We start from the raw sequence: 10,962 nt of genomic DNA, 5'->3' as shown, positions 1-10,962 counted from the left end.
CCTATGCAGGTGCTCCAGTTCTCCCCGCTGCTGGCGCCCCTGTGGCTGACCGGGCTGAGCCGGCTGCTGCGCCGGTCGGAGCTGCGCTGGGCCCGACCGGTCGCGGTGGCCTGGGTGATGCTCTGCCTGCTGGTGATGGCGGGGGGTGGCAAGGCGTACTACCCGATCCCGCTGCTGTACGCGCTCACTGCGGCCGGTTGCGAGTCGTACGCCCGCTGGGCACGCGATCACCGCGCGAAGCTGACCGGCGGACTGTTCGCGGCCCTGCTCACCAGTGCGCTGGCCGCCCTGCCGGTGCTGCCCGCCTCGGCGCTGGCGGTGCCGATGACCGTCGACCCCGACATCGGCGAAGAGGTCGGCTGGCCGGAGCTCGCGCGCGCCACCGCCACCGGCTGGGCGGCCATCCCCACCGAGCAGCGGGCCACCGCCGTACTGCTGACCTCGAACTACGGCGAGGCCGGAGCCCTCGCGCAGTACGGGCCCGCCCTCGGCCTGCCATCCCCGTACTCCGGTCACATGGGCCTGTACGCCTGGGGCCCGCCACCGGCGACCGCCACGGGGCCGGTGCTGCTCGTCCACCCGGCGGGCTACGCCGATCTGGAGGACCACTTCACCGCCTGCCGCACGGTCGCGCGCGTCAACAACGGGCACGGCACGGCGAACATGGAGCAGCACGCGGCCGTCGTGCTCTGCGCGGGACCGGACCGCCCGTGGGCGGCCCTGTGGCCGCTACTGCGCCGGTACTGAGCAGCTCACACGGGCACGCAGCGCCGCACCTCCAGCCACCGGTCCGCTCAACGCCCATCGCCGACCGCCTTCCGTTTCGGCTGTCCGTCAGATGCCACAGACGGCACGCAGAACCAGCCTCCGCTGCACGTCGAGCCGTACTGGCCCCGCGCTTCCGCAGGTACGCGGACATGGGCGGTCAATCTTCAGTGGCACAAACCCGCAGTGGTCAAACTTCGGTGGCAAGCGATCAAGGTCCGATGTCAGAGGACAGAACGGCTCGCCGGGAACGCCATGGTGCCGCTGCTGGTGCTGTCCTGGGTGGAACGCAGCCGCGCCCTGCTGCTGCTCACTGTGGTGTATCTGGCCATCGAGCTGGTGCCGCTCACCACCGGCTGGACAGGGATCCCGTTCACCTCGCCCTGGTCCGCCCTGCCCACCTTCGGCGTCCCCGGCCTGCTGCTCCTGCTCGGCGCCCTCGGTTTCGGCCTGGCCGAGCTGCCCGACCGGCGCAACGCGTCATGACCGAACAGCCCGACCCGCACCCCGTCACCGGGCTGGACGACATCGTCCACCAGCGCGTGCGCCTCGGCATCCTCACCATCGCCCACCAAGCGCGCCGGGTCGAGTTCGGCTTCCTGCGCACGATGCTCGAACTCACCGCCGGAAACCTCAGCCAGCACCTGGCCACCCTGGAGAAAGCCGGGCTGATCGACGTCGAGAAGGGCTACGAGGGCAAACGTGCCCGCACCTGGCTCACCCTCACCCCGGCCGGCGACCGCGCGCTGAGGGAGGAAGTCAACCAACTCAAGCGGCTCATCCACCAGATCGAACAGGGCAGCTCAGACCCGGAGCCCTAGCTAGCACGGACCACCCGGGAACTCCGTCCGCCGCAACCAGCCCGCGCTGGTGGGCCACGCCCGGTCAGGCGGGTTGCTGGTTCGCCGCACCGCCTACCGCCGCACCCGCCGCCAGGCCAGACCGTAGCGCCGTCCGCCGTCCGCCGTCCGCCGTCCGACCCACGCACCCACCGTCATTGGCGTCGCCGTGCTGGTCCTCGCGCGGGTGCGGTTCCGGCGCGGCGGTCGATGCCGCACCCGCTGACATCGGACACGCCCCGCTATATGGCGCGCGGCAGATGCACCGATGCGGCCCGCGGACCGGCGACGCCCTCGAAGCACGGATCTGCCCTAGAGAAGAGCCGTCTGCGGCGTGGACGAGGTGGAGCGGTACCTCGTCCACGCCGCGACCGGTCGCAGCCATTCACCCGGGGATCGACACCAGGCTGTAGGTGATCGAGAGCTGCGCGCGCGGAAAGGCGCCCCGCACATGGATCCGTGTGGGGCGCCCGCTCGTGCGCCGGAGGTCAGGCGGGGCGGATGTGTTCCGCCTGCGGGCCCTTCTGGCCTTGCACGATGTCGAAGGTCACCTTCTGGCCCTCCTGGAGTTCACGGAAGCCCTGGGCGTCGATGTTCGAGTAGTGGGCGAAGACGTCGGGACCGCCGCCGTCCTGCTGGAAGAAACCGAAGCCCTTTTCAGCGTTGAACCACTTCACATTCACAGTGCCGGTAGCGACATGTATCTCCCTCGTCGAGGGGACTGATCGGGTCCCACGGTTGCGGGCCCGGAGGCGATCGCCTTGGTCCGGAGAGCCGCACCGTGACCGGGGCAGGCGGTCAGGTGGTCAGCGCAGGAGAACGGACAGGAGTTCGGCGAGGCTGGGGCCGGAGTCGGCCGGATGGCGCAGTTGTTTGGCGGCCTGGACGTGGTAGTGGTTGCTGCGGCCGGTGCGTTCGTGGGTCAGGTAGCCGTCCTTCTCGAGGTCGACGATGATCCGTTGGACGGCGCGCTCGGTCAGCAGGCAGCTCGCCGCGATGTCGCGCACCCTGATGCCGGGATCGCGGGCGATCTGTACGAGAACGCGGGCGTGGTTGGTCAGGAAAGTCCACCGCCGCGCCGTCGCGGGACACTCGTCCATGGCACCAGCATACGACCGCCGATTCACGCAGCCGTAAGCACGAAAAATAATCCGTGTACCAGTTGACATGAATCGCTCGTGGGCGAATGGTTGAAGGGCAAGCCCGCCGCCTCGTCGGCTGGGATTTCTTGCCTCCCGCGTGAAGAGGTCATCGTGGACAGCCTCACCCGCGACCACCTGGAAACCCTCGCCGGCTTCCTCTACGACCGCATCGGCCGCCCCCGTGAGAACGGCGACCAGACGTGTCAGGTCGAGCCGATGCGCCGCATGGTCTGCCATGCGGTCACCGGCCTCGAGGCCTACCTCGCTGCCAGCGAATCCCCCCAGGGCACCTTGGACTACCAGCAGGACACCGCTGGCGAGCTGTGGGAGAGCCTGGAGCGGATCGCTTCCCGCTGGCGCGACCAGCCAGCCCCAACTTTGGCACCGCCCGACCGCAGCACGGGGTGAGAAAGCCATGACCACCGCCCGTCGCCCACGACCCGAGCCGCCACCCCCGCCGTGTGACCTGTACGGCCGCTCCCAGATGTGGATCCCCGGCGAAGTCACCGAGGTGCGCGGCAGACCTGCACGGGCCCGGACCGCCGCACACGGCCCCCGGCAAGCCCCCCACCTGAAGCACACGGACCGGCTCCCCGCCGCACCCCAAGCCGACCCGTCTCCAACACCTCGACCCGGGCCGCCCGGAAGGCACACCATGCCCGCCCCGGATATGAAGACCTCCACCACCCGCATCGGCGACGCCCTGGTCTGCTCCCTCGCCGGCTACGCCCACATCGACAACGAACAAGACCTGCACCACAAACTGCACCAGGCCCTCGCACAGCACCCCGCACTCCTCGTGATCGACCTGCACGCCGTCGACCTCTTCACCACCAGCACCCTCCACACGCTGCTCACCGCCCGCCGTACCGCATTCGCCGCGGGCGTGCCCCTCGTACTTGCCGCACCCACCCCGCAGGCACGACGGGTGCTGGAGATCACCCAGACCGACACCCTGTTCCGGATGTTCCCGACCCTGACCGAGGCCCTGCACGAATGCGCCTCTTCGAAGCCGGGCACACCGCTGCCGACCTCCCTGTTACAGAGGGTTGGCGAGCTGCCGCTTCGCTCCGGCGCGGGCGCCCGGTGAAGAAGACGTTTCGAGACGCCGGTCGCCGGTAAGGCGGCAGGTCACTGAAGGACCAAGGAGGACCTGATGTCGACAGGGACCCTCATCGCGATCATCGTGCCCGTCGTGGTCGTGCTGCTCCTGATCGCCGCGGCGTTGTGGTTCACGGCCCGCCGCCGCCGGCTGCGGGAACGGTTCGGCCCTGAGTACGAGCGCACCGTCCGCAGCTCGGGCAGCCGACTGGCCGCCGAGCAGGAACTGCGCCGCCGCGAACAGCGCCACCAGCAGTTGGAGATCAAGCCGCTGGCACCCGACACCAGACAGCGCTACGCCCGGGACTGGACACGGGTGCAGCAGGAGTTCGTCGACCGCCCCGGCGAAACCGTCCAGCGGGCCGATGGCCTGGTCACCGCGCTCATGCATGAGCGCGGCTATCCCACCGAGGACTACGAACAGCGGCTGCGTGACCTGTCCGTCGAGCACGCGAGCACCCTGAAGCACTACCGCGCCGCGCATGCGGTCAACGCCCAGGCCGGTCGCGGTGACGCGACCACCGAAGAACTCCGCGGGGCGATGGTGCACTACCGGGCGCTGTTCACGGCGCTTCTCGACGGCGGGCAGGCCGTGCGGGACGACGATTCGCCACGGAGGTGACAGAGATGAAGCCCATGCGCTACGACGACAAGGGACGGATGACGACCGAGGACATCGCCGCCACCGGAACCCGGAACGAGGAAGCACAGCTCGCGCCATCAGGTGCCATGGATCCGCCCGGGACGACGTCGGAGGCGACATCCGAGGCCACGCCCGACGCGCGGGAGGAACGGCCCGTCTTCCCGGGCGACGCCACCGGCGAGAGACCGGATGCGGAGAGCGGGCAGACGGCCACGCCCTTCGAGGACACGACCGCGCAAGGGGAGGCCGCCGACCGCGGCGCAGCCGGCCAGGAGGACGAGGAACCACTGCTGCCCTCGGCCCAGGCGCAGGAGCTGCGCACCCGCTGGCAGCAGGTGCAGACCCGCTTCGTCGACGACCCCCGCGAGGCTGTTCACACCGCCGACGAACTGGTCGCCGACCTCATGCGGCGACTGGCCGAATCCTTCGCCGACCACAAGCAGCGGCTCGAGGGTCAGTGGAACCGGGGGGACGCGGTCGATACCGAGGAGCTGCGGCTTGCCCTGCAGAAGTACCGCAGCTTCTTCAACCGCCTGCTGAGCAGCTGAACACACCGGCCCAACCTGCGGGCATTCGCGAAAAGATCTGAACCCTTCGGAGACCACCGTGATCGTCCTTGGAGTGATCCTCCTCATCATCGGCTTCGTCACCGGCATCTCGATCCTGTGGACCATCGGCATCATCCTGGCCGTTCTCGGCCTGATTCTCTGGCTCCTCGGCGCGGTGGGCCACGGTATCGCCGGACGACGGCACTACTGGTAGCCCGACTCGGTCGCCCGGGCCAAGCCCGCAAGAGCGCGATCAGCTACGGCGGCGAGCTCAAGCAGAGCCGGGCCTGACCGCGCCAACCGACCCTTTCTGTGCCGTCCCATCCCCTGCGCCGACCAGGCCGAGCGTGCGCCCGGCCTCGACGGCGAAGGGCTCGACCTATCGGAGGTGGCGTTCATGGACTGCGCGGGCCTGGGCGCCCTCGTCGAGGTCCGCAACCAGGCCGACCAGCGCGGCGGCCGGCTCATCTTGCGGGGAGTCGGCCGTAGCGTGGCCAGGGTGGCCGTGCTGCTGAGACTGACCGGCCTCAACCCGCGGCTGACCATTGAGCCCTGACCATCGCCCCTGGCCAGCCTGCCGGCCTTGGCTGTGCCGGCTCTTGGGACGCAACACGGTGACTGTCCTCCCCGCCCCCGCCTTCGTCGAATGCCCTCCCAACACCCTGAACACCAGCCGCGAAGGAGCCCGCGGGGACGCCTCCGCCGTCCTGGTCGCCCTCACCAACCTCGGCGGCGACCACCTCACCAACCGGATCCTTGCCCACCTGCCCCAACCGGATCCTTGCCCACCTGCCCCGCAGCTGGACCCTGCCCTTCGGTCGAAAAGGTTCACCGAGTATGTGCGTGGGTACCAAGACCGCGAAGAGGTCGGGGCGACGCCCCGACGGCGCGGCGATTCCGACATCGCCGCCGATCCAGAGGGCGCACCTGCCGCCCCCGGGACTCCGTGGCCTCAAGCAGCCGGGCCGAGCGGCTTCCCATTCCCACACCTCATGCCCGCGGCGACGATTTGTCTGCCCCGCCGCGAGCGGTCACTTTTCGCGTCGACACGCGCACGGTGTGGGCCCGCGACATCCTGGGAGATGATCCCGTGTCCGCCACCACCGCCCAGCACGCCGCCACAGCCTCGCTCGTCCCAAAGGAGGCGCCGCCCGTCCCCGGCGCGGACCAGCGGCCCGTGCGCCGCCTGGGCAAGAGCGAGGCGCGCGAGCTCAGCGACGCGCTGTTCCGCCGTCTCGCCGAACTGGAGCCCGAAACGCCCGCCTACGGCTACGTCCGCGGCACCATCATCGAGCTCAACATGCCGCTGGTCCGTTTCGTCGCCGCGGGCTTCCGCCACCGCGCCGCCGAGATGGACGACATCCTCCAGGTCGGCACCATCGGCCTGATCAAAGCCGTCGACGGCTACGACCCCAACCGCGGCGTCGAGTTCGTCACCTACGCCCTGCCCACCATCACCGGCGAGATCAAACGCTTCTTCCGCGACACGTCCTGGCCACTGCGCGTTCCCCGCAGCATCCAGGAGCTCTACCTAAGGACCGCCCGCGCCTCCGACCGCCTGGAACAGCAGCTCGGCAGGCTGCCCACACCCGAGGAACTCGCCGACGACCTCGGCCTCACCCCCGAGCAGGTCGCCACCGGCCTACACGCCGGACACGCCTTCTACTGCGACTCGCTCGACGCCACCCGCGACGACGGCACCGACGACTCCGGCAACGCCCTGCTCGACCGACTCGGCGACTGCGACCACAACCTCGACCTGGTGATCTTCAGGGAAGCCGTCCGCCCGCTGCTGCGCCTGCTCACCAACCGCGAGCGCACCGTCCTGCTGCTGCGCTTCTGGGGTGATTGCACGCAGTCGGAGATCGCCGAGCGGATCGGGGTCTCCCAGATGCAGGTCTCGCGGGTGCTGAGCGCCACCCTCGCCCGGCTCAGGGAGCAGGTCGAGAACGGCGAAACCGGCCGCTGAGCAGAGGGTTGACCCGGTCGTGGCCGGGGTAGGCGCGGCACCGTCAAAGGGACCCCAGGGCCGGGGTGAATCAGATGCCTGTGCTCGCGCTCGACCTGGACGGGCGCGTCGGATCGGTCCGCACGGCCCGCCACGCGGCCGAGCGGTTCTTCGCGGAGCTCGCGGCCAAAGCGGGACCCCGCTTCCGGGACGAGACCCGGGGCGACGTCCTGCTCGTGATCGCCGAACTGGTCTCCAACGCCTGCCGGCACGCGCCCGGGCCGTGCCGGCTGCTGGTCGCACCCGCCGGTGACGGCACCATCGAGGTGGCCGTCGAGGACACCAGCCGGGAGCTGCTGGCCACCGCCTCGCCTCCGGCGGGTTACGGGCTGGTCGTGGTGACCGGGCTCTGCCGGGGCGTACACGTCCTCCGAACGCCCCAGGGAAAGATCGTCCAGGCCACGGTGCTCGAGCGCCGGCCCCGATGACCGCCTTGACGACCACCTGGTGACCGCTTCCAAGGACCAGCCGGTGACTCTTCCCGCCCCCGGCACTTCGCATCCGCCTGGTGCGGTCCCCGGTGAGGTGTTTGCCAGCTGCGGAGTCCAGGACGTCAATGACTGGCGTCCCACCGAACAGGCCCTCACAGGGCTCATCGAGGTCAATCAGCCTGATTTGGGACGCTGTTGAAGCACGCGACCGGGGTGCCAGGCGACCGTGCGAAGCCGTCGTCGGCCGCCAGCACCCGAAACCCGAGCAGCCACCACTTCCACACGTCCGTCTCCGCTGGGTTCTCAGCCGGGAAGGGCGGGTTGATGGCGGACGACGAACACTGAAGGCATGGAACCGGTCGAAGCGCTCCGGCGGATCGCCTTTTTCCTCGAGTGGTGCGGTGCCTCTCCTTATCGGGTTCGGGCCTTCCACACGGCGGCCGAGGCGGCCCGGAACCTGCCGGCCAGTCCGGTGGATGTGGCACAGGCCCAGCGGCTGCGCGGCGTCGGTCCGGTCACCGCCGAAGTGATCGCGGAGGCGTCGGCGGGCGAAGTGCCGGCCTATCTCGCCAGGCTGGAGGCGGACGCCGGGCCGGCCGCCCGTGCGGGCTGGGACCTGTGGGCCGTGACCGAGGGGGACTGCCACGTGCACTCCGATTGGTCCGACGGTGGCAGCCCGATCGAGGAGATGGCCGAGGCAGCCCGCGTACTGGGGCACCGATGGGCCGTGCTCACCGACCATTCGCCCCGGCTCACGATTGCACATGGTCTCAGCGCAGACCGGCTGCGGCTCCAACTGGAGGCGGTTGCAGCCGTCAACGCCCGGGTGAGGCCCTTTCGGCTCCTGTCGGGGATCGAGTGCGACATTCTGGAGGACGGCTCGCTCGATCAGGACGAGGAGTTGCTCGGGCGGCTCGATGTGGTGGTGGCCTCGGTGCATTCGAAGCTACGTGCGGAGCCGGAGCCGATGACTGCTCGGATGGTGAAGGCGGTGCGCAACCCGCACGTCGACGTGCTCGGACACTGCACCGGCCGGATCGTCACCGGCCGGGGGCGGCCGCAGTCCCGGTTCGATGCCGAGGCTGTCTTCTCAGCCTGTGCCGAGGCCGGAACCGCCGTGGAGATCAACTGCCGCCCCGAACGGCGAGATCCACCGGATGACCTGCTGGGACTCGCGGCCGAGGCGGGCTGCCTGTTCGCCGTGGACACCGACGCCCATGCCCCGGAGCAGTTGCACTGGCAGTCGTCCGGATACGCGCGTGCGGCGCGGGCCGGTCTGGGGCCGGACCGGTTGGTGACCACCTGGCCGGTCGGGCGGCTGCTGACGTGGACGGCCCGGCCCGGACCCGGGCACAGCCACGCCTGAGCGGGCCGCCGTCTCGTGGATGGCGGCAGATACCGGCGCGCCTTCCCTGTCGATGGGGCTGTTGCCGGGCTGAGATTCACCGCAGGTGAGACAAGCGCCGATCACTACAAAGGCGAACCGATGCTTCGCACAGCGAGAAACGTCCGCCGGGTCAGCCCGCTGCGTGCCGGTAGTCACGGATCATTCGTTCGTCGACCCACTCCCCGCTGCGCTCATCCCGCGCCAGGGTCAGCCGCTCGGCGTTGTCTCCGGTCGCGTTGCTGGGACGTAGCTGGCCCGCGCAGACGATGTAGCTGCCGCTGATGCTGTCGGTGAGCCTTGTGAAGCGGTAGTGGGCTGGGAAGTCGTAGCGTGCCCGGATGAAGGTGCCGGCCGGGTAACAACTCTCGGACTTGGTGCCGGCCTGGATCTACGGCAGTGATGTTGGGCGGCCGTAAACCCGGCTGCGGGGCTCGCGGCCGCTGGCGGGATTGCGTCTACCCGAGGGGACGGTAACGACACCGGCTCGTGTCTCACGCCCCGTCGCCGCAAAAGTCGTTGAAGCAGGAAGCCACGCTCGTGCCGCATGCTGCGATACGGGCCGGAATCTCCCATCTTCAGCCGGGAGAGCGCGTCAAGTCGCCTCGCTCACAACGAGCGTTGTCGTGCGGCCGATGCAGACTGGCCGGTGCAGACCAGCCGCACGATGAGGGGCTACGGATGCCCACCGCAGACGTGGGTCATGCGACTCGTCCCCCGGGCAGCCGCGCCGGGACGCGCCGTTGACCGGGCTCACACGCGGTGGGGGCGCCGCGGTGTCCGGGTGTCTGGTGGTTCCGGCTTGGTCAGGGAGCGCCGGGCGGCCTCGTTCCGGACCGTGTCCAGGAGTTCACTTTGGTTGGTGGCGCGGGCCGCGAGCCTTTCCAGCTGTCGCCGGTCCAGGCCCTCGACGAGGTCGCTGATCTGCAGCAGGGCGTTCCAGAGCGAGCGTTTGCCCTCGACACCCATCCGCAGCGCCTCTGCCTCCAGCAGATCGCTCAGCGGGGACCGACGCAGAAGCCGGCCGTTGCTCTTCAGGCGGCTGGCCTTTTCCGCCAGCCAGCCCCGTGCCATGCGGTGCCGGCGGACCGGGAGGTCCAGCCGCCGGATCAGCTGGATCAGACTGGTCCGGTCCTCGGCGATCTCCTCGGCGAGTCGCTGGAGGGCCGGCCCCGCGGGGGCGCCGGCGTGGGTGGCCGCCGCACGTCTGCTCAGTTCCACTCCGCTGGTCGCACCGGAGACGTGGTCGTTGAGGTAGACCGCCAGCTGGCGGCGGTCGTCGGGAATCCGGCCTGTGGTCATGGACATGGGTAGCGTCAGTGGCCGAGTGCGTTGGCGAGTTGCTGCTTGTTCATCTTCGAGCGGCCCTCGATGTTGCGCTGCTTGGCCTCGTTGTACAGCAGCTGCTCCTTGGTGGGGCCTTCGGAGCCGGAGTGCGAGCGCTGTCCGCCGCGCTTTGCTGAGGAGATGTCGTGGGTCGAGGAACGGCTGGCCGTCTTCGACTCGCCGTGCCGCGCTCGCTCCTTGTTCACGGTCCGGGCCGCGATCTCCTTGGCCCGCTTCTCGCTCTCGCCACGGTCCAGGGCACTGTCCTTGATGTGCTCGTACTGACGTTCACGTTTCTTGCTCGAACCGGCAGGCATGGCTCCTCCTCGCCCTGTGGGGGTGCGCCATGGCGTCTACCCCGAACGCAGGTCTCGACGCACGGGCCGCCTGGCCCACGTCGCGCCCCGTGCGCCGCGTTGATCCGACTCGGCGGTATCCCGGAAGCCCCCGGACCGGCCCTCGTGCCACGGCGGCGTCGCCGTTCCTCGGGCGCCAATCGAGTGAGGCGCAGGTGCCGGGCTGACATGGACGCTCCGGGGTGGGGATTACTGCCTGCCGGACGGGGACGGACCCGACCCGGACAGGACCACCGAAAGGACAGATACGCGATGGGACATGGCGGGAATGTGATCGAGGAGCTGATGGCCGACCACCGCGAGGTGGACGAGATCTTCAGCCGACTCCAGGCGATGACCGGCCGCGGGCAGGAGCTGCGTGACCTCGTCGACGAGGTCACCATCGAGCTCGTGCGGCACTCGGTCGCCGAGGAGCAGTA

The 10,962-nt window shown here is 69.8% G+C and carries 16 protein-coding genes and 1 pseudogene; 13 read left to right on the top strand and 4 right to left on the bottom strand.

Annotated features, from left to right (window positions below; translation table 11 throughout):
• The 3 genes and pseudogenes from ACWDAK_RS39400 to ACWDAK_RS39390 all read left to right on the top strand — a co-directional run.
• A pseudogene (locus tag ACWDAK_RS39400) lies at positions 1-747 on the top strand (hypothetical protein); the annotation flags it as partial.
• Positions 748-1,020: 273 nt separating this feature from the next.
• Positions 1,021-1,251 carry a hypothetical protein gene (locus tag ACWDAK_RS39395; RefSeq protein ID WP_344641664.1) on the top strand — a complete coding sequence of 77 codons (231 nt, stop codon included), beginning with the start codon at positions 1,021-1,023 and terminating at the stop codon, positions 1,249-1,251.
• Complete coding sequence (locus ACWDAK_RS39390) at positions 1,248-1,586, top strand: winged helix-turn-helix domain-containing protein (protein ID WP_344641663.1); 339 nt, start codon at positions 1,248-1,250, stop codon at positions 1,584-1,586. The genes ACWDAK_RS39395 and ACWDAK_RS39390 overlap by 4 nt, the downstream gene beginning before the upstream one ends.
• 506 nt (positions 1,587-2,092) lie before the next feature.
• On the opposite strand, the gene ACWDAK_RS39385 is transcribed toward ACWDAK_RS39390, so the two are convergent.
• Both ACWDAK_RS39385 and ACWDAK_RS39380 read right to left on the bottom strand, forming a co-directional pair.
• Positions 2,093-2,308 carry a cold-shock protein gene (locus tag ACWDAK_RS39385; RefSeq protein WP_344641337.1) on the bottom strand — a complete coding sequence of 72 codons (216 nt, stop codon included), beginning with the start codon at positions 2,306-2,308 and terminating at the stop codon, positions 2,093-2,095.
• Between the two features lie 102 nt (positions 2,309-2,410).
• Positions 2,411-2,704: a helix-turn-helix transcriptional regulator gene (locus ACWDAK_RS39380; RefSeq protein WP_344641335.1), complete on the bottom strand. Its 294-nt coding sequence runs from the start codon at positions 2,702-2,704 to the stop codon at positions 2,411-2,413.
• Between the two features lie 153 nt (positions 2,705-2,857).
• Between ACWDAK_RS39380 and ACWDAK_RS39375 the strand changes: the two genes are divergently transcribed.
• From ACWDAK_RS39375 to ACWDAK_RS39335, 9 genes are all read left to right on the top strand, one after another.
• Complete coding sequence (locus ACWDAK_RS39375; RefSeq protein WP_344641334.1) at positions 2,858-3,154, top strand: hypothetical protein; 297 nt, start codon at positions 2,858-2,860, stop codon at positions 3,152-3,154.
• Between the two features lie 247 nt (positions 3,155-3,401).
• Entirely contained in the window at positions 3,402-3,836 is a 435-nt protein-coding gene (locus ACWDAK_RS39370) for an STAS domain-containing protein (RefSeq protein WP_449806565.1), read from the top strand.
• Between the two features lie 66 nt (positions 3,837-3,902).
• A complete protein-coding gene (locus ACWDAK_RS39365) occupies positions 3,903-4,469 on the top strand; it encodes a hypothetical protein (RefSeq protein ID WP_344641332.1) in 567 nt (188 codons plus the stop codon).
• A 5-nt stretch (positions 4,470-4,474) separates the two neighbouring features.
• Positions 4,475-5,038, top strand: coding sequence for a hypothetical protein (locus ACWDAK_RS39360; RefSeq protein ID WP_344641331.1), 564 nt, complete (start codon positions 4,475-4,477; stop codon positions 5,036-5,038).
• A 58-nt stretch (positions 5,039-5,096) separates the two neighbouring features.
• Positions 5,097-5,252 (top strand): DUF6131 family protein, encoded by a 156-nt coding sequence (locus ACWDAK_RS39355; RefSeq protein WP_344641330.1) that lies wholly within the window; start codon positions 5,097-5,099, stop codon positions 5,250-5,252.
• A 96-nt stretch (positions 5,253-5,348) separates the two neighbouring features.
• Positions 5,349-5,594: an STAS domain-containing protein gene (locus ACWDAK_RS39350; RefSeq protein ID WP_344641336.1), complete on the top strand. Its 246-nt coding sequence runs from the start codon at positions 5,349-5,351 to the stop codon at positions 5,592-5,594.
• Between the two features lie 534 nt (positions 5,595-6,128).
• Complete coding sequence (locus ACWDAK_RS39345; RefSeq protein WP_344641329.1) at positions 6,129-7,007, top strand: SigB/SigF/SigG family RNA polymerase sigma factor; 879 nt, start codon at positions 6,129-6,131, stop codon at positions 7,005-7,007.
• 74 nt (positions 7,008-7,081) lie between these two features.
• A complete protein-coding gene (locus ACWDAK_RS39340) occupies positions 7,082-7,474 on the top strand; it encodes an ATP-binding protein (RefSeq protein WP_344641328.1) in 393 nt (130 codons plus the stop codon).
• A gap of 352 nt (positions 7,475-7,826) precedes the next feature.
• A complete protein-coding gene (locus ACWDAK_RS39335; protein ID WP_344641327.1) occupies positions 7,827-8,843 on the top strand; it encodes a PHP domain-containing protein in 1,017 nt (338 codons plus the stop codon).
• A gap of 771 nt (positions 8,844-9,614) precedes the next feature.
• Here ACWDAK_RS39335 and ACWDAK_RS39330 read toward each other — a convergent pair.
• Together ACWDAK_RS39330 and ACWDAK_RS39325 are read right to left on the bottom strand one after the other, a co-directional pair.
• Complete coding sequence (locus ACWDAK_RS39330) at positions 9,615-10,169, bottom strand: hypothetical protein (RefSeq protein ID WP_427395654.1); 555 nt, start codon at positions 10,167-10,169, stop codon at positions 9,615-9,617.
• An 8-nt stretch (positions 10,170-10,177) separates the two neighbouring features.
• A complete protein-coding gene (locus tag ACWDAK_RS39325; RefSeq protein WP_427395653.1) occupies positions 10,178-10,504 on the bottom strand; it encodes a plasmid stabilization protein in 327 nt (108 codons plus the stop codon).
• Between the two features lie 291 nt (positions 10,505-10,795).
• On the opposite strand from ACWDAK_RS39325, the gene ACWDAK_RS39320 reads away from it, so the two are divergent.
• Positions 10,796-10,962: hemerythrin domain-containing protein (locus ACWDAK_RS39320; RefSeq protein WP_449806566.1), on the top strand; the 167-nt coding region annotated here is incomplete at its 3' end.

The organism is Kitasatospora sp. NPDC001175, from assembly GCF_053598215.1.
This window is presented reverse-complemented; position numbering and strand designations above follow the sequence as displayed.

Excerpts from the sequence above, each read along its gene's own strand:
- ACWDAK_RS39390 (WP_344641663.1), top strand. The coding sequence starts at position 1,248 with ATGACCGAACAGCCCGACCCGCACCCCGTCACCGGGCTGGACGACATC.
- ACWDAK_RS39325 (WP_427395653.1), bottom strand. The coding sequence starts at position 10,504 with ATGCCTGCCGGTTCGAGCAAGAAACGTGAACGTCAGTACGAGCACATC.
- ACWDAK_RS39365 (WP_344641332.1), top strand. The coding sequence starts at position 3,903 with ATGTCGACAGGGACCCTCATCGCGATCATCGTGCCCGTCGTGGTCGTG.
- ACWDAK_RS39395 (WP_344641664.1), top strand. The coding sequence starts at position 1,021 with ATGGTGCCGCTGCTGGTGCTGTCCTGGGTGGAACGCAGCCGCGCCCTG.
- ACWDAK_RS39360 (WP_344641331.1), top strand. The coding sequence starts at position 4,475 with ATGAAGCCCATGCGCTACGACGACAAGGGACGGATGACGACCGAGGAC.
- ACWDAK_RS39380 (WP_344641335.1), bottom strand. The coding sequence starts at position 2,704 with ATGGACGAGTGTCCCGCGACGGCGCGGCGGTGGACTTTCCTGACCAAC.
- ACWDAK_RS39370 (WP_449806565.1), top strand. The coding sequence starts at position 3,402 with ATGCCCGCCCCGGATATGAAGACCTCCACCACCCGCATCGGCGACGCC.
- ACWDAK_RS39330 (WP_427395654.1), bottom strand. The coding sequence starts at position 10,169 with ATGTCCATGACCACAGGCCGGATTCCCGACGACCGCCGCCAGCTGGCG.
- ACWDAK_RS39340 (WP_344641328.1), top strand. The coding sequence starts at position 7,082 with ATGCCTGTGCTCGCGCTCGACCTGGACGGGCGCGTCGGATCGGTCCGC.
- ACWDAK_RS39335 (WP_344641327.1), top strand. The coding sequence starts at position 7,827 with ATGGAACCGGTCGAAGCGCTCCGGCGGATCGCCTTTTTCCTCGAGTGG.